Annotated in this window: 19 protein-coding genes and 1 tRNA gene; 6 read left to right on the forward strand and 14 right to left on the reverse strand. The window is 69.7% G+C overall.

From position 1 onward, the window contains the following. The first annotated feature begins 71 nt into the window (after positions 1 to 71). Entirely contained in the window at positions 72 to 2,138 is a 2,067-nt protein-coding gene (locus CDO81_RS09620) for a M13 family metallopeptidase (protein WP_088482954.1), read from the forward strand. Between the two features lie 66 nt (positions 2,139 to 2,204). On the opposite strand, the gene CDO81_RS09625 is transcribed toward CDO81_RS09620, so the two are convergent. From CDO81_RS09625 to CDO81_RS09640, 4 genes are all read right to left on the reverse strand, one after another. Continuing rightward, entirely contained in the window at positions 2,205 to 2,486 is a 282-nt protein-coding gene (locus CDO81_RS09625) for a helix-turn-helix domain-containing protein (protein WP_088482955.1), read from the reverse strand. After that, positions 2,483 to 2,812 carry a type II toxin-antitoxin system RelE/ParE family toxin gene (locus tag CDO81_RS09630; protein ID WP_088482956.1) on the reverse strand — a complete coding sequence of 110 codons (330 nt, stop codon included), beginning with the start codon at positions 2,810 to 2,812 and terminating at the stop codon, positions 2,483 to 2,485. Before CDO81_RS09630 ends, CDO81_RS09625 begins: the two co-directional genes overlap by 4 nt. A gap of 151 nt (positions 2,813 to 2,963) precedes the next feature. Next, positions 2,964 to 4,127, reverse strand: a complete 1,164-nt coding sequence (locus tag CDO81_RS09635) for a GGDEF domain-containing protein (RefSeq protein ID WP_088482957.1) — start codon at positions 4,125 to 4,127, stop codon at positions 2,964 to 2,966. Continuing rightward, the gene (locus CDO81_RS09640; RefSeq protein ID WP_088482958.1) at positions 4,124 to 5,314 is read right to left on the reverse strand and encodes a GGDEF domain-containing protein; all 1,191 of its coding nucleotides are present in this window, start codon (positions 5,312 to 5,314) and stop codon (positions 4,124 to 4,126) included. The genes CDO81_RS09635 and CDO81_RS09640 overlap by 4 nt, the downstream gene beginning before the upstream one ends. A gap of 42 nt (positions 5,315 to 5,356) precedes the next feature. On the opposite strand from CDO81_RS09640, the gene CDO81_RS09645 reads away from it, so the two are divergent. Continuing rightward, complete coding sequence (locus CDO81_RS09645; protein WP_088482959.1) at positions 5,357 to 6,097, forward strand: SDR family oxidoreductase; 741 nt, start codon at positions 5,357 to 5,359, stop codon at positions 6,095 to 6,097. A gap of 10 nt (positions 6,098 to 6,107) precedes the next feature. Here CDO81_RS09645 and CDO81_RS09650 read toward each other — a convergent pair whose 3' ends face one another. Then, positions 6,108 to 6,977 (reverse strand): septal ring lytic transglycosylase RlpA family protein, encoded by an 870-nt coding sequence (locus CDO81_RS09650; protein WP_241516935.1) that lies wholly within the window; start codon positions 6,975 to 6,977, stop codon positions 6,108 to 6,110. A 49-nt stretch (positions 6,978 to 7,026) separates the two neighbouring features. Here CDO81_RS09650 and CDO81_RS09655 point away from each other — a divergent pair, with 49 nt between their 5' ends. Next, entirely contained in the window at positions 7,027 to 7,725 is a 699-nt protein-coding gene (locus CDO81_RS09655; RefSeq protein WP_088482961.1) for a fumarylacetoacetate hydrolase family protein, read from the forward strand. After that, a complete protein-coding gene (gene nadC, locus CDO81_RS09660) occupies positions 7,725 to 8,594 on the forward strand; it encodes a carboxylating nicotinate-nucleotide diphosphorylase (RefSeq protein WP_088482962.1) in 870 nt (289 codons plus the stop codon). Before CDO81_RS09655 ends, nadC begins: the two co-directional genes overlap by 1 nt. Positions 8,595 to 8,604: 10 nt before the next feature. On the opposite strand, the gene CDO81_RS09665 is transcribed toward nadC, so the two are convergent. The 3 genes from CDO81_RS09665 to CDO81_RS09675 form a co-directional block, all read right to left on the reverse strand. Beyond that, entirely contained in the window at positions 8,605 to 9,486 is an 882-nt protein-coding gene (locus CDO81_RS09665; RefSeq protein ID WP_088482963.1) for an alpha/beta fold hydrolase, read from the reverse strand. Positions 9,487 to 9,733: 247 nt separating this feature from the next. Continuing rightward, a complete protein-coding gene (locus tag CDO81_RS09670) occupies positions 9,734 to 10,477 on the reverse strand; it encodes a proteasome-type protease (RefSeq protein WP_088482964.1) in 744 nt (247 codons plus the stop codon). Beyond that, positions 10,474 to 11,505: an NAD-dependent epimerase/dehydratase family protein gene (locus CDO81_RS09675; RefSeq protein ID WP_088483052.1), complete on the reverse strand. Its 1,032-nt coding sequence runs from the start codon at positions 11,503 to 11,505 to the stop codon at positions 10,474 to 10,476. Before CDO81_RS09675 ends, CDO81_RS09670 begins: the two co-directional genes overlap by 4 nt. Positions 11,506 to 11,600: 95 nt before the next feature. On the opposite strand from CDO81_RS09675, the gene CDO81_RS09680 reads away from it, so the two are divergent. Then, entirely contained in the window at positions 11,601 to 12,494 is an 894-nt protein-coding gene (locus CDO81_RS09680) for a LysR family transcriptional regulator (protein WP_088482965.1), read from the forward strand. Positions 12,495 to 12,545: 51 nt separating this feature from the next. Here the strand turns inward: CDO81_RS09680 and CDO81_RS09685 are convergent, their stop codons facing one another. Continuing rightward, positions 12,546 to 14,279, reverse strand: coding sequence for an autotransporter outer membrane beta-barrel domain-containing protein (locus CDO81_RS09685; RefSeq protein WP_158218220.1), 1,734 nt, complete (start codon positions 14,277 to 14,279; stop codon positions 12,546 to 12,548). 276 nt (positions 14,280 to 14,555) lie between these two features. Further along, positions 14,556 to 14,631 (reverse strand) — tRNA-Arg (locus CDO81_RS09690). A 165-nt stretch (positions 14,632 to 14,796) separates the two neighbouring features. Between CDO81_RS09690 and CDO81_RS09695 the strand changes: the two genes are divergently transcribed. After that, positions 14,797 to 15,336, forward strand: a complete 540-nt coding sequence (locus CDO81_RS09695; RefSeq protein ID WP_088482967.1) for a c-type cytochrome — start codon at positions 14,797 to 14,799, stop codon at positions 15,334 to 15,336. A 69-nt stretch (positions 15,337 to 15,405) separates the two neighbouring features. Here CDO81_RS09695 and CDO81_RS09700 read toward each other — a convergent pair whose 3' ends face one another. From CDO81_RS09700 to CDO81_RS09715, 4 genes are read right to left on the reverse strand one after another with little or no spacing between them, the layout of a single operon-like run. Beyond that, positions 15,406 to 16,590 (reverse strand): hypothetical protein, encoded by a 1,185-nt coding sequence (locus CDO81_RS09700; RefSeq protein WP_088482968.1) that lies wholly within the window; start codon positions 16,588 to 16,590, stop codon positions 15,406 to 15,408. After that, complete coding sequence (locus tag CDO81_RS09705; RefSeq protein ID WP_088482969.1) at positions 16,560 to 18,272, reverse strand: choice-of-anchor X domain-containing protein; 1,713 nt, start codon at positions 18,270 to 18,272, stop codon at positions 16,560 to 16,562. Before CDO81_RS09705 ends, CDO81_RS09700 begins: the two co-directional genes overlap by 31 nt. Positions 18,273 to 18,280: 8 nt before the next feature. Further along, positions 18,281 to 19,807, reverse strand: a complete 1,527-nt coding sequence (locus CDO81_RS09710; protein WP_088482970.1) for an esterase/lipase family protein — start codon at positions 19,805 to 19,807, stop codon at positions 18,281 to 18,283. A gap of 50 nt (positions 19,808 to 19,857) precedes the next feature. Next, complete coding sequence (locus tag CDO81_RS09715) at positions 19,858 to 20,748, reverse strand: PEP-CTERM sorting domain-containing protein (RefSeq protein ID WP_088482971.1); 891 nt, start codon at positions 20,746 to 20,748, stop codon at positions 19,858 to 19,860. Between the last annotated feature and the right edge of the window lie 134 nt (positions 20,749 to 20,882).

Consider the following 20,882-nt stretch of genomic DNA (forward strand, 5'->3'; position numbering starts at 1 on the left):
CATCATGGCCGAAGGCACTGCCTCTCCGCGGCTCGCACCACAATGTCACCACTGCATTGCCTTCAACACCCATGAAACGACTGCTGCTCCCTGCGCTGCTGGCCGCCACCCTGGCCCACGCGTCCGGCCCCTCACCCCAGGACACGCCGCTCCAGACCCTGCCCTACACCCCCACGCTGGACGTGACGGTCATGGACCGTACGGTCGACCCGTGCGAGGACCTCTACCGCTTCGCGTGCGGGGCCTGGTCCAAGACCAACCCCATCCCGGCGGACGAGTCGCGCTGGTCGGTCTACGCCAAGATGGCCCGCGACAACCAGCGCTACCTGTGGGGCGTGCTGAACACGCTGGCCGCACCGGCACCCGCGGCGGGCGAGCGTTCGGTCAACCAGGCCAAGCTCGGCGACTACTTCGCCAGCTGCATGGACGAGACCGCGGTGCAGGCCGCCGGCCTCAAGCCGCTGCAGCCACTGCTGGCGCGCATCGACGGCCTGAAGGACCGTCGCGAGCTGCCCGCCCTGCTGGCCGAGCTGCACCTGGCCGCCGGCAATGAGCGTCTGTTCTTCGGCTTCAGCGCCGGGCAGGACTTTGCCGACGCCACACGCCAGATCGCCTTCGCCTACGCGGGCGGCCTGGGCCTGCCCGACCGCGACTACTACCTCAAGCGCGACGCCAAGACCCTGCAGATCCGCACCGCCTACGAGGCGCATGTGGCGCGTACCTTCGAGCTGCTGGGCGAGACGCCCGCCGCCGCCAAGGCCGCCGCACGCAGCGTGCTGGCCACCGAGACGGTGCTGGCGCGGGCGTCGCTGTCCAAGGTCGACAAGCGTGACCCCTACAAGACCTTCCATGTGGTGGATGCCCGCGGCCTGCAGGCGCTGATGCCCGGCTTCGACTGGGCCGCCTACCAGACCGCGCTGGGCACCCCGCCCGGCCAGGCGCGCTACAACGTGACCGAGCCGGCCTTCTTCAAGGCGTTGGGTGCCCGGCTGCAGCGGCTGCCGCTCGCCGAGCTCAAGACCTATCTGCGCTGGCAACTCACCAGCAGCCTGAGCCCCGCGCTGGACAACGGCTTCGTGCAGGCCAACTTCGACTTCTACGGCCAGGCCCTGACCGGCACGCCGCAGCTCAAGGCGCGATGGAAGCGCTGCGTGGAGCTGGTGGACGTGCAGCTCGGCGAGGCCCTTGGCCAGGAGTTCGTGGCGCGCAACTTCACGCCCGACCTGAAGGCCGCCACCGTGCAGATGACCGACGAGATCGAGGCCGCCATGGCGCGCAGCATCGACAGCCTCGGCTGGATGAGCGCCGAAACCAAGGCGCGCGCCCAGGCCAAGCTCAAGGCCATCGTCAACAAGGTGGGCTACCCCGAGCGCTGGCGCGACTACGGCAGCTACGCGGTGCAGCGCGGCGACTTCCTCGGCAACGTGGTGCGTGGCAACGTGTTCGAAGCCCGGCGTCGCCTGGCCAAGATCGGCCAGCCCCTGGACCGCGGCGAATGGAACATGACCCCGCAGACGGTCAATGCCTACTACGACGCGCAGATGAACGACATCAACTTCCCGGCCGCCGTGCTGCTGCCGCCGCTGTACGACCCGCGCATGGACGAGGCGCCCAACTACGGCAATACCGGCGGCACCATCGGCCATGAGCTCACCCACGGCTTCGACGACGAAGGCCGGCAGTTCGATGCCCAGGGCAACCTCAAGAACTGGTGGACGAAGAAGGACGGCCAGCAGTTCGAAAAGCGCGCCGCCTGCGTGGCCGACCAGTACGCGACCTACACCGTGGTTGACGACATCAAGATCAATTCCAAGCTGACGCTGGGCGAAGACCTGGCTGACCTGGGCGGCCTGGTGCTGGCCTGGGAAGCCTGGAAGTCGCACATGAAGGGCCGAACGCTGGAGAACCGTGACGGCATGACGCCTGAGCAGCGCTTCTTCGTGGGCTTTGCGCAGTGGGACTGCGGCGAGGCCCGCCCCGAGGCCCTGCGCGTGAAGGCCCGCATCGACCCGCACTCGCCGTCGCAATGGCGCATCAACGGCGTGGTGGTCAACATGCCGGAGTTCGAGCAGGCCTTCGCGTGCAAGCCGGGCGCCAAGCTCGTGAAGAAGCCGGGCGAGCACTGCAAGGTGTGGTGAGGCGGCGCGCAGACGCACGGCTGCGGCATGCCGCTGACACCTGGGGAGTCAGCCGGCGGCCGCGCGTCACGTCGGCTCGGTCACCAGTACCTCGACATGCAGCCCGGCATCCACAGCCATGTTGACCAGGGCATCCAGGCTGAACTGGTTGATCTTGCCGCGCAGCAGGTCGGAGATGCGGGGCTGAGACACGCCGAGTCGACGTGCGGCCTCGATCTGCGTCCAGCCGCGCGCCTTGATCTGCGTTTCCAGCGCGATCATGAGCGAGGACCGCAGCTTCATGTTCTCGGCCTCGGCCGGCGACTCGGAAAGAGCATCCCAGACGTTGGTGAAGGTCTTGTCGGTCATGGCCTCAACTCCTGCATGAGTTCACGGTAACGCTTCTGCGCCAGCGCCAAGTCGGCCCGGCTGGTCGCCTGCGTCTTCTTCTGGAAACAGTGAAGCACGTAAACGCCGGCGCTGAACTTGGCGACATAGACCACCCGGAATGCGCCGGCCTGATCTTGAATCCGAATCTCCATCACGCCGGCCCCGACCGTGCTCATCGGCTTCCAATCATGCGGCTCCTCGCCGAGCTGGATGCGATTGAGCTGGTAGCCCGCTTCGCGCATCGCCGAACCAGGAAACGCTTTCAGGTCCGCCAGTGAACTGCCTTTGAAGGTGAGTGGCTTCATCGCGCGCTTGCAGCATATCGGTTTTTGTATATTGCCTCAAGCTGGGCTTTGTCGCTGCTCCTCCCGTTGTTTGCGTGCCGCTTGCCAGGCGCCAGGTCTGGAGCAGAAGTGATTCGCTTCGGGGCGTTGGCGCCGGCCCGCGGATGCCGTGTCAGGCCTGCACGAGGTTGCGCCCCTGGCTCTTCGCGCGGTAGAGCGCCGCATCGGCCCGGGCCAGCACGGCGCGGGCGTCGGCGTCCCCAGGCTCGGCCTCGGCAATGCCGAAGCTCGCGCTCAGGGGCCAGTCCTGCGCCGCCCAGCGCAGCGGGGCCTCTTCCACCAGCATGCGCATGCGCTCGGCCACCAGGGCGGCGCCGGTGAGGTCGGTGTCGGTCAGCAGCAGGCAGAACTCCTCGCCGCCCAGGCGGCCGAAGCGGTCCACCTCGCGGATGCAGGGGCGCAGTTCCTCCACCATCTGGCGCAGCGCGGCGTCGCCTGCTGCATGACCCAGGGTGTCGTTGAGGTGCTTGAAACGGTCCATGTCGATCATGACCAGGGCGTAGCCGCGACCGCGCAGGAAGCCCGCATGGGCCTGCTCCAGCGCGGCATCGAAGGCGCGGCGGTTGAGGGTGCCGGTGAGCGGGTCGCGCTCCAGCAGGCGCTCGATGCGCAGGATGAGCCGCATCATCACCATGAAGGCCGCGGTCGCGTTCTGCAGCAGGGTCAGCACCAGCGAGCCCCACAGGAAGACGAGGTTGAACCCGGTCGGCACCCGCATGTCCGGCGTGTGGCCGGGGTTGATGAAGGTCTCCACCGCGCGGGCGCCCATCAGCACCGCGATCAGGAACAGGGGGAGCGTCAGCGGCGCGGGCGACAGCCGGCCGTCCGTGCGGTGGCCCAGTGAGCGGCGGGCCCGCAGGCCTGCCATCAGCGCCAGGCTGGCACCCGCCACGCTGACGATGCGGGACTGCCATCGCAGGTCGCCTTCATAGGGCAATTGCAGCAGCGCAAGGGCGGCGATCAGCACGACGGCGGCGCTCGCCCGCCAGGCCAGTCGTCGTGTGGTGATGTCTGATACGGCCGCCCCCAGCAGCGCGAACGACGTGATGATCAGCAGGTCGCTTGGCCAGTAGGTGAAGGTATCGGGCAACTGGCCGCGCAGCGCGTGCAGCGTCAGCGAGCCGGCCGCGGCGGCATTGCTGCAGGCCAGGGCGAGCGAGGCCCGCGGTGCCACCCGCGCGACCAGGGCCATGGCCAGCCAGACGATGGTGGCGGTGGCGGCGATCAGGATGACGCCGGCCAGCAGCGTCAGGGTCTGGGCGGACGTCACCGTCATGCAGGCCCCGGCGTCGGTTGATCGGCCACGCAGACCCGGTTGCGGCCCTCGGCCTTGGCGCGGTAGAGCTCGGCGTCGGCACGTGCCAGCACCCCTTCGCCCCGGGCATCGCCCACCCCCGGCAGTGCGACCCCGAAGCTGGCGGTGAGGGGCAGGTCTTGCGACTGCCACCGCAGCGGGCTGGCTTCCAACCGGGCGCGCAGCCGCTCGGCAATCATCGCGGCAGCGGCCTGGTCGCGCGGCGAGGACAGCGGCAGCAGCACGCAGAACTCCTCGCCGCCCAGCCGCCCGAGGCGGTCCAGCTCACGCAGGCTGGCCTGCCACAGCGCCACGCAATGCAGCAGGGCGGCGTCGCCCGCCGCATGGCCATGGGCATCGTTGACGCGCTTGAAGTGGTCGATGTCGATCATGATCAACGCGAAGCCCCGGCCGCGGGCCAGCTGCGCCTGGGCCTCCGCCAGGGCCTGCTCGAAGGCGCGCCGGTTGAGTGCGCCGGTCAGCGGGTCGCGGTGCGTCAGGTGCTGGATGCGCATGATCAGCCGCCAGATCATCAGTGCGATCAGGCTGAGGCTGATGCCCACGGTCAGCATCAGGCCCAGCGCCGCCCGCCAGGGGCCGGGCAGCGGGTTGGCCAGCAGCCGCTCGCCCCAGCCGGGCACCAGGATGAGCAGGCTGGCCTGCAGCAGGCTCAGCACGAACAGTGCCGCGAAGGGCAGGGCGGTGCAGACGGTGATGCCGGTCGAGAGCCGATCACCCACGCCGCGCCAGATCTCGCGCACGGCCAGCGCGGCCAGCACCGCCACGGTCAGCAGGTTGACGCCTTGCGGCGCGATGGCGGAGCCGCTGGCCATGCCCGCCACGATGCCCACGGCCCCGGCGCCGCTGATCCAGGCGATGTGGCGCGGCCGCACCCGGCTGCCCAGCATGCGGCGCAGGGCCAGCAGCAACAGCACGATGCTGGCCAGCAGCAGCAGTTCGGTGAGGCCAAGTCGCACGGCGGCCGGCCAGCCCACCATGCAGTCGCCGCAACTCAGGTGCGGGACGCGGGCGAGATGGCTGGCCACCATTAGCCAGCTGGCGCGCGGCGCGATGCGAAAGGCCTTGGCCAGCACGAGCCAGGCCAGCGCCGCCATCAGGTTGAAGGCCGTGCTGATCTGCAGCAGGGTCGGGACGTCGAGGAATTTCATGAACAGCCTCACATCATCTCCGACAACCTGACAATGCCACGCATGTCGAACTGGATCTTGATCACCGGCGGCTCCCGCGGCATTGGCGCAGCCACCGCGCTGCGTTGTGCCCAAGCCGGCTGGGATGTGGCCATCAACTACGCCCGCGACGCCGCCGCCGCCGAGGCGGTGGCCGCGAAGGTGCGAGCCCTGGGCCGGCAAGCCCTGTCGCTGCGGGCGGATGTGGCCGACGAGGCGCAAGTGCAGGCGTTGTTCAGCCAGCTGGATGCCGCAGGCGGCCGGCTGGCGGGCTTGGTGAACAACGCCGGCATCGTCGCCCCGGCGGCCCGGCTGGAGGCCATGACACCGGCGCGCTGGCGGCGCCTGTTCGACGTGAACGTCGTGGGCACGCTGCTGTGCTGCCAGCAGGCGGCGCAGCGCATGAGCACCGCCCGCATTGGCCAGGGGGGCGCGATCGTCAACCTCAGCTCACGGGCGGCGGAGTTCGGCTCCGCCGGCATCTATGTGGACTACGCCGCCACCAAGGGCGCGGTGGACACGCTGACCAAGGGCCTGGCGCGTGAGCTCATCACCGAGGGCATTCGCGTCAACGGGGTGCGCCCAGGCGTCATCGAGACGGAGATCCATGCCGACAGCGGCCTGGACCCGCAGAGCGTGGCGGCCACCATCCCCATCCAGCGCCTGGGCCGGCCCGAAGAGATCGCCGAGGCCATCGTGTGGCTGCTGGGTGATGGGGCGAGCTACACCGTGGGCGCCATCCTGGACGTGGCCGGGGGGCGTTAGTGCCCCAGGCTTAGCGTTTCTCTACCAGCGTGGTGTCCAGCCCCCGCGTCTCGCGCAGGCGAGTGGCGGTGCTGCGAGCCTCGTCAGCCGTGGGGAAGGGGCCGGCGCGCAGGCGGTGCAGGCCGGCTTCTCGCACGATGGTGAGCAGTGGCAGCAGCGTGAGATCGGCCTCGGCCACGTACTGGCGCAGGGCTTCGGCGCCGTCGAGCTTGCCGAAGGCGCCGAACTGCAGCCAGTACGTGACCGCCGCGCCCGGCGTGGTCTCGCGCACGGGGCCGCCCGGAGGCGTGTCAGGCACATAGACCGGCGCCGGCTCGTTGGCGGGCAGCTGCCAGTTGCCCGCGCGGATCTCGGCGTAGGTGATGCGCTTCACCTCCACCGGGGCCACGCCGCGCAGCAGGTCGAGCTTGAGGGCGGCGGTGTAGCTCAGGTCGATGATGCGGCCCTTGTGAAAGGGCCCGCGGTCGTTGATGCGCACGATGATTTCGCGGCCGTTGGCCGGGTTGCGCACGCGGGCGTAGCTCGGGATGGGCAACGTCGCGTGCGCGGCCGTCATCGCGTACATGTTGTAGACCTCGCCGCTGGCGGTGGGCCGGCCGTGGAACTTGCGGCCGTACCAGGAGGCCAGGCCTCGGTCGGCGTAGGGCGCGTCTGTCGCGATGGGTTCGTAGCGCTCGCCGAGCACCTCGTAGGGCTTGTTGGGCCCCCCGATGCGGATGGGCTCCAGCCGCGGCACGGCGTCAGGCACGCGGCTCAGGTCGGCGGGCGGGTTGGGTAGCGGGCCGTCGCGGTCGGTGGGTGCGCTGCTCGATGGTGCGCTTGCCGGCGCCGGCGACCGCGTGGCGCAGCCGGTCATCAGCGCCAGCAGCGTCAGGGCCATCGCCAGCCCAGTATGCTGCGCGCTGTCTTTGCATCGTCCAAGCCATGCCATGAGCAATTTCGTCTTCCCTCCGGCCGAGATTCCCAGCGCCGCCGTCCGTGGCACGGACGCGCGCTACGCGGTGCGCCGCATCTTCTGCGTCGGCCGCAACTATGCCGATCATGCCCGCGAGATGGGCGCCGACCCGACGCGCGAGCCGCCCTTCTATTTCACCAAACCCGCCCATGCGCTGACGCCCTCCGGCGCCACCGTGCCGTATCCGACGGAAACTAAGAACTACCACTACGAGATGGAGCTGGTGCTCGCCCTGGGTGCGCCGGTGTTCAAGGTCACGCCGGAGGCGGCGGTGGCCGCCATCTGGGGCTATGCCGCGGGCCTGGACATGACCCGGCGCGACCTGCAGGCCGCCGCCAAGGCCGCCGGCAAGCCCTGGGACACTGCCAAGGGCTTCGACCAATCCGCCATCCTGGGCGACATCGTGCGCGTGAGCGACGTGGGCCGCCTGGACAAGGGCGCCATCACGCTGTCGGTCAACGGCGTGGAGAAGCAGCATGGCGACCTGGCCGACATGATCTGGAACGCCGCCGAGATCGTCTCCAACCTGAGCCACCTCTATCACCTGCACCCGGGCGACCTGATCTACACCGGCACGCCCGCCGGCGTGGGCGCGGTGGTGCCGGGCGATGTGCTGGTGGGCCGTATCGAGGGCCTGGGCGACATCACGCTGACCGTGGGGCAGCCCGAGTGATGTTTGCCGAGGAGACCCTGGCCGAGGCGCGTGCGCGCAACATCCAGGATGCGCTGGCCGAGGACATCGGCCGCTGCGACTGGACGGCGCAGCTGGTGCCCGCCGGCCGTCGCGTGGCGGCGCAAGTGAAGGTGCGCGAGGCCGCGGTGCTGTGCGGCCGTGACTGGTTCGACGGCGTGTTCGCCGCGCTGGACGCCACCACCCGCATCGAGTGGCTGTACGACGAAGGCGCTGCGATGACGCCGGACAGCCTGGTCTGCCGCATCCAGGCCGATGGCCGCGCGCTGCTGAGTGCGGAGCGCCCGGCGCTGAACTTTCTGCAGCTGCTCTCCGGCACCGCCACGATCACCCGCGCCCATGTGGACGCGGTAGCCGGCGCCAGTCCCAACCCGCGCGGCTGCGCCATCCTGGACACCCGCAAGACCCTGCCCGGCCTGCGCCTGGCGCAGAAGTACGCGGTGCGTGTGGGCGGTGGGCAGAACCAGCGCCTGGCGCTGTATGCCGGCATCCTGATCAAGGAGAACCACATCGCGGCGGCGGGTGGCGTGGGTGCGGCTCTGCGTGCGGCCCAGGCGCTGAACGCAGGCGTGGACATCCAGGTCGAGGTGGAGACCATCGAGCAATTGCGCGAGGCGCTGGACGCCGGTGCGGTGAGCGTGCTGCTGGACAACTTCACCGAGCCGCAGATGCGCGAAGCCGTCGCCGTGAACGCCGGGCGTGCGCTGCTGGAGGTGTCGGGCGGCGTGGCGCTGGACCAGTTGCGCTGGATTGCGGCGACTGGGGTGGACCGCATCTCCATCGGCCGCCTGACCAAGGACGTGCGCGCGGTGGACTACTCCATGCGCGTGCTCGGGCCGATCGCGGGCTGAGCCGGCCCGATCAGCCCATCAGGTGCGCCCTCACGCGCGCCGCTGCGTCGGCCGGGTCCTGCTGCATGAAGCAGTGCCCACCGGCCGTCACCTGCACGTGCACCTGCGACGGGTTGTGCCGCTGCGCGCGGGCACAGCCCACGGCCACGAAGGGCATCGTCTCGCGGCCATGCAGCAGCAGGGTCGGCACGGGGATGCGGCGCATGCGGGACCAGAGTTGTGACGGCATGGTGCTGAAAATCGTCGCCTCCAGCTCGGGGGCGCACTTGAGCTCGACGCTGCCGGTGGGCGTGTCGCGCAGCGCGTGCGTGGTGAAGGCTTCGAGCGCAGGCTCCGTCCAGCCGCGGTAGGTGCCGCGGCCCCGCAGGCGGTCGCGGGCTTCGTCACGGCTGGGCCATTCGCGGCGGCGCTTGCGGGAGGCTCGGGCCAAGGGGTTGGCGAAGCCGGCGCCGAGCCGACCGATGACCTGGGCGGTCAGCAGCATGGGCGGCGGAAAGAGCACCGGGTCCAGCAGCACGGCACGCCGGAAGGGCTGGCCGGGTTCGGCCAGCAGCAGCCCCGTCTGCACGCCGCCGAAACTGTGGCCCAGCGCCAAGCAGGGCACGTCGCCATAGGCGCCGCGCCCGGTCTGGAACGCCTCCAGCGCCGCGTCGGCGCAGGTGTTCCAGCCGGGAAAGCGCGGCGCGGGTTCGCTGTCGCCATGCCCCGGGGCATCGGTCAGCCACAGGTCGAAATCGGCCGCCAGCAAGGCCAGCATCGGCTCATACACCCGCCCGCAGAAGCCATTGCCGTGCAGGAAATGCAGCAGCGGCTTGCCGCTGGGCGCGCTGCGCCAGCCGCGCAGCACGGTGCCGGTGACGGGAGAGGCGTGGGCCCAGCATTCCAGGTTCATGTCGAGAGGTTGAGTCGAGTTCTTCGGGCCAAGCGCCGGGCCGCCCCAAGCCGGCCCGGCGGGCGACGTGCGCGCGGCTCAATGCCGCACGCGTCGCCGTCCCCCCGGGGGCTGAGGCCGGACGCGGTGAGCCCAGTGGGCTCACCGGGCCTGCCGAAGAGCAGCAGGCTAGCCTGCTGCGCGGTCTGCAAGACCGACCAGCCGCGCGGGCGTGCAGCCCCGCGAGGCTGGGCGAGGGGCACCCGGTTCACGCGTCGAACCACGGTTCGTTGGGCAGGTCGTCAAAGACTTTGCGCAGGCCCGCGCTCCAGCCGTCGCGCAGCGCCAGGAAGTAGGGGTCGTCGCGCTCGATGCGGTGCGGCGGCTTCATGGCCTGCTCGAACTGGTTGGCGCGCAGCATCAGGATGTCGATGGGCAGGCCGACCGACAGGTTGGAGCGGATGGTGGAGTCAAAGCTCACCAGGGTGCACTTGGCGGCTTCGTCCAGCGGCGTGGTGTCGTAGCGCACCACGCGGTCGATGATGGGTTTGCCGTACTTGCTCTCGCCGATCTGGAAGTAGGGCGTGTCTTCCGTCGCCTCGATGAAGTTGCCCTGCGGGTAGATGTGGAAGAGCCGCGGGCCCTCGCCCTGGATCTGGCCGCCGAGCAGGAAGTTGGCGCCGAAGTCCACGCCCTGGCGCTGGCTGCCGCCTTCCGCGTCGCGGGCCACCACCTCCTTGAGCGTGCGCCCGAGCAGCACGGCGGCGTCGTAGAGGCTCGGCACGTTGAGCAGATGCTCGCCTTCGCCCTGCAGCCGAGCGTTCAGCAGCGAGAGGACCGACTGCGTCGTCGCCAGGTTCCCGGCTGTCAGGATGACGATCTCACGCTGGTGCGGGATCTGGAACTGGTACATCTTGCGGAAGCTCGCGATGTGGTCGATGCCCGCGTTGGTGCGGGTGTCGGACGCGAACAGCAGGCCTGAGCGCAGGCGCATCGCAACGCAATAAGTCATGGGAATGTGGCAGGCAGATGACGCGCCGGATTATCGCGACCGGCTTGGCCACTGATCGCGGGCAGGCAGCCCAGGCCGTGCAGCGCCGCTGCCACGGCGTCGTCCAGCGGCGTGTGCGGTTCCCGACCCAGCACCCGGGCCAACCCCGTGCCGGCCAGTCGCACCGGGCGTTGCCAGAGGTAGCGCATTTCGCGCATTTCATGGAAGGTCTTGACGAAGGGCGAAGCGAGCGTGAGCAGCCACCACGGGAAGCGGGCGATGCGTGGCACTTGACTGGTCTCGCGGGCCACCACGCGTTGGATGGCCTCTGCCATCTCTCGGCCGGTCGCGTCCCAGTGACCGTTCATGTGGAAGTTGTTGAACGGCGGCAGCGTGTCGCGCCGCTCGATCAGCTCGACCATGGCCTGCGCCACGTCCGGCAGATACGCCCACTGGTGGCCGACACCCGGCGCAGGCGGATTGGCGATGGACTTCACCGGCCGCCCCACCTTGACCATGCCCTGCGAGAACCAGCTGTTGCGCGCCTGGGGCCCGAAGAAGTCGCCTGCCCGCACGATGATGACGCGCAGCCCCGCGCCACTGGCCGCTCGCAGCCGCCCCTCCATCTCGGCGCGGATGGCGCCCTTGCGCGTGACCGGATGCTGCGGGCTGTCCTCGGCCAGTGTGGGGAAGGCATCAGGCCCGTAGTTGTAGACCGTGCCGGGCAGGACCACGGTGGCGCCTTCGGCATGCGCGGCGGCCACCGTGTGGTCGAGCATGGGCAGCACGACACGGTCCCAGTCGCGGTAGCCAGGCGGGTTCACGGCATGCACGATGACGCTGCAGCCGCGGGCGGCCTGGCGCACGTCGGTCGCGTTCAGCGCGTCGCCGCGCAGCCAGTGCAGGCCTTCGCGGAGCTCGTGAGCAGAGGCAAGGCCTCGCCTGAGGGCCTTCACCGTCCACCCTGCATCGCGCAGCCGCCGCGCCACTTCGCCACCAATGCCGCCACTCGCACCCAGCACCAGGGCCGTCTTCGTCTTGCCTTGCATCATCGCGCTCCAGTCGTTGTCGATGGCACGGATTCTGGAAAGCGGCGGCCTGGTTTGGAATTGCTGAGCATGATGGTTCGGCTATACATTTGTGTATGGCCTCCACGCTGCCTTGGGAACTGCTGCGCACCTTTCTCGGGGTGCTCCGCGAGGGCTCGTTGTCGGGCGCCGCGCGCACCCTGGGCCTGACCCAGCCGACCGTCGGCCGCCATGTCGCCGCGCTGGAGCAAGCACTCGGCCAGCCGCTGTTCACCCGTTCGTCCACGGGCCTGCTGCCGACCGAGGCGGCGCGGGGTCTGCGCGGCTATGCCGAGCAGATGGAAACTGCCGCGGCGGCCTTGCAACGCGCGGCCACCGCGCGCGACGAAGGTGTCCACGGCACCGTGCGCGTGACGGCGAGCGAAGTCGTGGGCGTGGAGGTGCTGGCGCCGGTCTTTGCCGATCTCCGCAAGCGCCATCCCGGTGTCGTGCTGGAACTGGCCCTGAGCAATCAACTGCAGGACCTGCTGCGTCGCGAGGCCGACATCGCGGTGCGCATGACGGCGCCTGAACAGGGGCAGCTCATCGCGCGGCGCGTCGGCGATATCGAACTGGGCTTCTTCGCCCGGCCCGACTACCTGGACCGCCAAGGCCGGCCCGCCACGCTGGCCGAGTTGCGTGGCCATACCCTGATCGGCTTCGACACCGTCACGCCCTTCATTCGGGCCGGTGCCAAGCGCCTGGGTGGCATCACCCGGGAGACGTTTTCGGTGCGCTGCGATTCCGACCTCGCCCAGCTGGCGTTGCTGCGCGCGGGGGCCGGCATCGGCGTGTGCCAGGTGCCACTGGCGGCCCGCGAGCCGGCCCTGGAGCGCCTGCTGGCCGACCAGTTCAGCTGGCCGCTGCAGACCTGGGTCGCCATGCATGAGGACCTGCGCCAGAACGCCGCCTGCCGCGTGGTGTTCGACGCGCTCGTCGAGGCGCTGTCGCGCCACGTGGCGGCGGCTTGATTCGCGGCGGTTCAGCGCCACCGCCGCGCGGCCACGGTGCCGGCCTTGCCTTCAGGGCCGATGGCGCCGCGCACGGGTCCACGCCGCTGCCGTGAGCGCGGCCAGCACCAGCAGCCCCGCGGCCGGTTCCGGCACGCCGTGGGCATCCAGGGCCATCAGGCTGAGGCGAACGGCGTCAGCGTCGATGGTCAGGACATAGCGGAAGAAGGGGTCGAGGTTCTCGATGGAGAACAGTGATTCGTTCAGGCCGTCGAGCGAGCCCGCGAGGATCAGGTCAAACGCCAACCCATCCATGAAGTCGAAGTCGCGATCGAAAGCCACGGTGACGTACTGCAGGCCGTCGAATGCGGCCCGGCCGGTGACATCAAACGCGCCGTAGTCCGACGGCGTGCCGATCAGGAAACGGAGGTGATCGGTGCTGACCGCCAGTTGTTGGCTCTTCACTTGATGCGCCACCTGGATGGCATCGGGGGCTGTCAGTGCCAGCGCGCCGTCAACGTCCATCGTCGAGTCGATGGTGAGACGGGTGCCCGCTGACAGTGAAGCGTGGCTGCTGGTGCTGACGGGGCCGACGACCGAGAGCGTGGCGCCCCCTGCGGCTGTGACGACGCCCTCGAAGGTGGTCGCGCCGAGGGTCAGCCCCACGCCGGCGGAGAGGTCCGTGCCGCGCCCCGCCCGGATCGTGCCGGACAGGTGAAGATCGTTCCCCGCGACGGCGCTGAAGTTCTGCGTGGCGTTGAGAGGCCCGCTGAAGCTCAGGTCGGTGCCCGCGGTCATGCCGATGCTCGTTCCTGCCGCCATGGAGGAATTGGTGATGTGGATGCCTTCAGCCGCCTGGAAGTTGATGGCCTGGCCTGCGCTGACGACGCTGCCGCTGAGCGCCAAGGACCTGTCTGCGAAAGCGCCGAGGTGGGTGCCGGCCGTGATGGAGGCACGGCTGCCGGTCACGTCGGTGCCGGCGGCGATGGTCAGCGTGTTGCCGACATTCAGGCTTGAGTTGATCGCCAGGCTGGTGCCGGCCGACAGCGATGCCTGGCCGCTCGCGGTGACCGGGCCGATGACGGCCATCGTTGTGCCCGCCGTTGCGGCGACGCCGCCCTGAAAGGTGGCGGCGTCCAGTGTCAGCGACAAGCCGGCCGTGAGCGTGGTGCCGCGGCCGGTCTGGATGCTGCCGGACAGCCGCAGGTCGTGGGCGGCCGTGGCACTGAAGACTTGAGCGGCGTCGACTTGCCCATCGAAGGTCAGGTTCGTGCCGGCCGTCATGCCGATGCTGGTCCCGGCCGTGAAGGCCGAGCCCGTGAGGCTCATGCTGTTGCCCGCGTCGAGCGAGATCGACCGGGCGGCCGTGGTGATGCTCTCACTCAATTCGAGCGCGCCGCCCGCGACGTAGCTCGCGCTGGTGCCGGCGGTGACCATCGCGCGATGGCCGTTCAGGGCGGTGCCCGCGGAGAGCGCCAAGCCCGTGCCGGCCGAGAGCGCGCCACCCATCTGCAGCATGTCGCCCGCGCTCAGCACCGTGCTCGCGCCCGATACCAGCGACCGCGACACCAACAGATTCTGGCCCGCCGTGACGGTGAGGTTGTTGTAGATGGTGAGATCGCCGACAGCGACGTTGCGACCGGCCGTCAGCGCGCCGTTGCCTGTCGCGACATTCACACCTGAGGTGCCCAGGTCGCGCCCGGCTTCAGCCGTCAGGTGTCCGCTGACATGGACCGACGACAGCAGCAGATCGACCGGCGAGGTGTAGACCACGTCGGCCTGCGCTGCCGGGAGCAGGGCCCACACGGCCAAGAGTGATGCCATCCGGCGCAGGAGGACCAACGGGCAGGGTACGGCCTTGTAAGAGTTGCAGTGAGCGCTCATCGGCAGAGTCTCGCGACCCCGATGCCGTGCGTCATCGCCTGGATGGCGAGGGTCATGCCCCCGGGTGTGTGGGGGAGGGGCATGTCCGGTTTTCAGGCCAGACGGTGCCGTTGCGGCACGGCCAAAGAAAAAGCACCTGGCCGCGAGGCGAGGTGCTTGATGCAGCAGTTGGCCGCGAGGCTAAGTGCTTGATGCGTCTGGCGCGCCCGGCTGGGATCGAACCAGCAACCCCTGCCTTCGGAGGGCAGTACTCTATCCATTGAGCTACGGGCGCAGAGCGGCGCATTCTAGCAGTCGGGGTCTGCCCCGGGCGGAGGTGTGTGGGGGCCTGCCTATAATTCGGCGGTTTTTTGTGCCGCACCCGGGTGCTGGCGCAGAGCCCAAGTCCCGACCGATCCAGCCCGTCCATCCAGCCCTGCTGGGGAGCCAAGAGGAATCCATGAGCGCCAGCCAAGATCACGACCACGACGACGCCCACACCGGCCCGATCAAGACCCCCAAGCAACTCGCGTGGGCGGTGCTGTTTGCCTTCGTGGTGCCGGTGGTGGTCATCATCCTGCTGGCCAATTACGTGAGCACGGCCGCCAAGCCGGCGGCCGGCACCGAGGCCTTCGAGGCCCAGGCCGTGGCGGCGCGCATCGCGCCGGTGGGTCATGTTGAGGTCAAGGACGCCAACGACGCCGCCTCGATGAAGACCGGCGAGCAGGTGTTCCAGGCCCAGTGCGCGGCCTGCCACGCCAGCGGTGCCGCCGGCGCGCCCAAGTTCGGTGATGCGGGCGCCTGGGGCCCGCGCATCAAGACGGGCCTGGAGACGCTCGTGAACTCGGCCCTGAAGGGCAAGGGCAACATGGGCCCGCAAGGCGGTGGCGACTTCAGCGATTTCGAGATCGCCCGTGCCGTGGTCTACATGGCCAACAACGGTGGTGCCAAGTTTGACGAGCCGAAGATGCCCGCACCGGCCGCTTCTGCCGCGCAGTAAGCACACCTTCCCGCCTCGACAAGGGCTGCCTCGGCAGCCCTTTTTCATGCCCGTTCGCGGGCGCCCGCCTCAGGGGCAGGGTGGCTGGCCCGGCATCTGCTGCAGCAAGTCGATGCGGGGCCCCGCAGCGAGTACCTTCAGGTCGGGCGTGAAGCGCAGCAGCCGGCTGCTGTCGATCTGGCGCAGCGGCCAGCCGAGGGTGCGCAGCGCCTGGGCGGTCAGCCGCCCGCGGGCGACGCCCGTGCTGCCACTGAAGTTCACGGCCATGCTGACTTGCTGGCCGCCCTGCTGACCGCTGACCTGGGCATTGACCACATGGCTGCTGCCGGGGGCGGGCGGTTTGTCGAGCTGCACTTCGAAGCTGAGTGCCACGGCCTGTACGCAGTTCGCGCCCATCTCCGGGGTCATGCCGATGAAGCGAAGTTGCGCCTCGGCGCTGGCCACGTCGACCGACTGGGTCAGCACCAGTGGTGCGCGGTCGGGCTGAGGCTGCCACTGCACCTCGATGCGATGCATGCCGGTCTGCGCGGGTTGCCACTGGGCGAAGAAGACGCCGGGCTCGATGACGGCCTGGGGGCCGGACGGCGTGGGCAGCCGCGCATCTGCGGTGGTGTCGATGACGGCCTGGCCGCGGGCGTCCAGCACCCGCACCGCAAGCGTCGGGCGCTGGGTGATTGTGTCGCCCATGTCGTAGGCGCGCAGCGTCAGCAGCTGCGGCTGACCCACGCCCGGCGCGGCGGGTTGGGTCCAGAGGGCGAGTGAGAAGCGAGGATTGACCCGGTAGGTGAACAGCAGCCGGGCCGCGCGTGCATCCGTGGCCGTGCGTTCCAGCACCAGTTGCCAACGGCCCGCGGCAGGGTTGAGCACCGGGGGCAGTTGATAGGCGTCGCCCAGCTCGGGCTGCTTGATCTCGGCGGCCGGCTGGCGGTTCAGTTGCTGCGGTGTGCGGCGCCAGACGGTGCGGCCACCGGGGTCGATCAGCGACAGCGCCGCCAGGCTGGCGGTGGTGCGGAGTTCGCTGAAGCCGAGGTAGCCATCCACCCGGGCGGGCACCTCCAGCGGGATGACGTGTCGCGCCTGCGTCGGCAGCGCCTGCTGCACGAGGATGGCGGGTGGCGAGGGCGGCACGAGCGTGGGCAGGCCGGGCGGAGAGGTCTGTGCCGCCGCCCAAGTCACTGCGCCACCCATCAGGCTGAGGAGGGCGACGCGGCGCAGGCGGAGGGTCAGTTCTTGGGGCAGGCGCCGGCTGAACATTGGCGGTTCACAATCTCGCGGGCATCGAGCAGGTCGATTTTGCCGTCGCCGTTGATGTCTCGGCGGTCGCCCGGGATGCGCGGCACCTGGCCGCGTGACTGCAGCACGATGTCGCGGTCAGCGGCCCCGACGGCGCCGTCGCCGTTGAGGTCGCTGGTGATGGTCGGGAAGAACTGCCAGCGCGAGAAGTCGCTCGCGGTCACCGGCACGCGCGAGGCCTGGGCGCTGCGGCCCCCGCTGACCACCAGCACGGAGTCGATCGTGAACGGGCCGTCGCTGCTTTGCAGCCGGTTCGCCAGCACGCTGGCCGAGACGTTGTTGCTGCCCACGGCGAGGTTCGGGCTGAGACCGAACTGCCCCACTTCCACCCCCTTGTTGTCGATGACCTTGAACGACACCTGGTAGGCGCCCGCGGTGGTCACGCGGATGGGCAGTGTGAAGTCGAGCTGGCCGATGAACTTGCCCCGCAGTGGCGCGGCCACGGTGGCGCTGGCGTTGATCTCGATCGGGTCGGCGCACAGCTGGCTAAGCGCAATGCTCGGGAAGCTGTACGCACTGGCCTTGCGCAGTTCCAGCCAGGGCTGGCCGCTGATGAAGTTGAGCACGTCCAGCGGGTCGACCGTGAACACGCCACCCTCGGCCAGCTGGGTGCGGATCTCGGCCGCCGTGAAGCGGGTGCTGGTGTTCAACGCGCCAGGCGCCGTGAGCGTGGCGCCGGTGCGCTTGACGACGGTCTTGCCGCTGGGGCTGCGCAGCGTGGCCACCGTGGCGTAGTCGCCCGCGAGGCTGGCGCTGCCGGCGGTGTTCACGTCCAGCGAGGCCACGCAGTTGGCGGTGCCGCGGTTGATGACGCCGCTGATGCTGCCGAAGGTGTAGTTGGCCGGCACGATGTCGATGCTGGCCTGCGCGGAGCGCCGCGCCAGTTGGCCACCCGGCAGCAGGATGCTCGCCTCGCCCAGCACCTGGTAGTTGCCGGGTTCGGTGAAGGTCGTGCCCTTGCTGTAGATGCCGTCGCCGGCCTTGCCGTCGAAGTCGGTCGCCTGGCCGGAGTCCACGGCCTGCAGCACGGTGGTGGGCGAGCCGGGCTTGCTGATGGTGAGCGTGGGTGACAGGCCGCCGATCGGCTGACCGTTGTTGACTGCCAGCAGACCCAGCGGCACCGGCTGGCCGACGCGGAAGACCTGGCCCGTCAGGGCCAGGCCGACCTGCACCGGGGTGCGGCTCAGCACGGTCACGACGGCTGCTGTGGCGTGGGGCGAGGCCGGGAAGTCGAAGCGCAGCGTCCAGTCGCCATCGGCCGGGTTGGTGATCTCGGGGGTCAGGAACTGCCGGCCCGGCAGCGGCGGGCTGAGCGTGCTCCCCTCCAGCAGCGCGACGCCGGCATCACCCGGCAGCAGCCGCGGCGTACCGCTGGGGTCGATGAGGGTCAGCGTCACGTCCGGCACCGGCACCGTGGCCTGCAGCCGGAAACCGTCCAGCGCCGAGACCGGCAGCGTGAACTGCACCGAGGTCTGGCCGCTGACGATGGTGGCGCCCAGCGTGACCGGGGCGCCGACGTTGATCTGGGCGCTCTTGCCCGTCTGCGCCAGCGCCGGTGTGGCGTGGAAGGCCAGCGGGAGGCAGGAGAGGGCCACCGCGACCGCGATGCGGCCACGGGACAGTGGCTTGCTTTGCTTGCTCATGGCGGGCCTCAGCGCAGGGAAATGGTCTTGTCCAGGATCTTGCGAACGTTGTCGGCGTTCTTGACCGTGGTGTGGTTGGTGTTGGCGTTGTTGCCCAGCGGCGTGCCCCAGCCGGGGTTGGCGCTGGTGATGCCGACGACCACGTCATTCGGGTTGGGCCCCGGCGCGGCGGTCACGGCATAGGTCAGGACCGTGATGAAGGGGCGGTTGGGGTCGAAGGTCTGGATCATTTCCAGTTGCACCTGCGTGGCCGAGGCATACGTGCAGATCGACTGGTAGGCCATGCGCAGGCGGTTGTAGACGTAGCCGCCCAGCAGGGGCACGGACGACGCCGGGTTCATCGGGTCGATCTGCGCATCGGTGGGTGGGCCGCTGCACTGCGGGCCGGCGTCGGCGCCGAAGGTGAAGGTGTTGTTGACGTTGCCGCGCAGCCCCGCGTTGCGAGCGTCGATGGCAGCCCAGGAGGTCAGGTCGTTCAGGCCCGGAGGCTGCGGCCCACCGGCGCCGGTGTTGCTGAACAGGCCCGCCACCGTGCTGCTGACGAACTGCTGGGCGAAGTCGTTGGAGGCGCCGCCCTGGCGGGTGTAGATGTCAGCCACCTGGCGCTGCAGCAGCGTCAGGTCAGCGACCACCGAGCCCCAGTGCGGCGTGGACAGCGTGCCCAGCGACAGCACCTCGAAGGGGGGCGCCGCGGCCGCGAGGGCCTGGCTGTCCAGGCCGCCCTTGCTGTGCGCGATGAGGTTGACCTTCTTGGCCTTGTAGGGCGACAGATAGGCCTGGATCTGGCCGCGCAGGTTGGCCGCGTTGGTGCCTACGGCGCCGTTGGGGTTGGCGGTGGAGAAGCGCTCGTACACCACGCCCGCCTCGTCCAGGGTCTTGAGCACGCCGGGCGAATCCTTGTCGAGCCAGGTGTCGCGGTTGGAGGCAATGCCGTGGGCCAGCACGTAGGGGAAGGCGGCGTCGAACTCGATGCCCACCCAGTCGATGCTCATGCACCAGACCTCGTCGCTGTTGGCGGTGTCGATGTCGACCCGGAACTCATTGACCGCATCGACCGCCTTCTCGCGCCCAGCGAACTTCACCTTGGCGATGTCGATCTCGAAGCTGTCGTTCACCCACGTGTTGTTGAAGCCGGACAGCGTCTTGATGAAGTCGCCGTTCCAGGACAGGCGGTCGATCTCGGGCTCGTAGGTGCCGTCGGTCACCGCCTTGTCGTCGATGTCGTACACCGGGAAGGAGATCTTGGCGCGTGCGCCCACCACCTTGTCGGCGATCAGCTTGCCCAGCTTGTCTTGCAGGATGTAGCCGTTGCCGTCGAGCATGGTGTCGTTGACCGGAGCCGGCACCTTGAACTGCACGATGAGCGGGCCGCCGCCGCGGTAGGTGCAGCCGGTGTCCAGGCCGCCGCCGCTGTTCTTCACGTACTTGCCCATGTCCTCGCTCGGGGGCGGGAAGGGCGACGAGGTCTGGGCATGGCTTGCGCACACGCAAGCTCCCAGCAGCCAGGCGGCGAGCGCCTGCAGGCTAGGCTTCATGGAGGATCTCCGGTGAAGGAAAAGGGTGGCCTGATGTCTTCAGGCCGGGGTCAGGTGGCGGAGAAGGTCGGGGCGTTGACCTTGATGACGTCGCCCTTGGGCACCGCTTCGCCGCGCAGGCGCTGGCCGACCTTGTCGGGCGTCAGTGCCGGGCCTACGCTGACCCAGAACTCGCGGCCATCTTCCGCCCGCACCTTGGCACGGGTGCCGGCCACCTCCACCACGCGCACGTCGATGGGTGTGGGTTGGGCGGGCGTGTCGGCCTTGGTCTGGGCCTGGCTGGCCAGCGGTGCGGCCAGGGCCAGGCTCAGCGCCAGCGCTGCACGGCGTTGGCGGCCGCTGCGACGGCGCGCCCAGCCGGCCCCGGCAAGGGCCGCCAGGGCCAGCGCGGGAGCGCCGGGTTCGGGCACCGTGTTCTCGCCACCGCCACCTTGCGGGTCGATGATGAGCAGGGCCCGGGCGCTGCCGAAATCCATCGTGATCGGCCGCCCGTTGGCGTCGGAGAACGTGAGCAGCGGGTCTGCGAGATCGATGGCCAGCGCCGTGCCGCTGCTGGCCTGCAGGGCCACGAAGCTCAAGGTCAGGAAGTCGAAGCCGTCCGGCTGCTGCGCGTCGAGCACGGCGGCCGAGTTGCCGCTCAGGCCGAAGGCGTCGACGATGCCACCCGCCGCCGCGGCATCCCCGAAGAAGCCGAGGCTGCCCACCTCGGGCAGGTCCAGCGCATTGGCGCCTGTGGCGGCGTCCAGGAAGCCGAAGCTCTGGAAGCTCAGCAGACTGTTGTCGTACTGCAGGTCGAGGTCGAAGCCCGCCAGCGAGCCGACGCCTCCCTGATGCAGCCCCGACACCGCGAAGGTCAGCGTGACCACCTGCCCGACCGACACGCGGTTGCTGGAACTGGACACGTTCACCGTGGCCGCCGACACCACGCCAACCCAGCACATCACTGCGCAGGCAGCGATGCGACGAAGACCCTTCAGCCGCATGAGTTCCTCCCGTCGTGCCGCATCGGATGGGCAGCACGCGAGTCCATCTTCCTGGCGGCGCATGAGCCGCAGCCATCCCTAGATCACCGCCC

It is taken from the genome of Roseateles puraquae, from assembly GCF_002205845.1.
Taxonomy (GTDB): Bacteria; Pseudomonadota; Gammaproteobacteria; order Burkholderiales; family Burkholderiaceae_C; genus Pelomonas; species Pelomonas puraquae.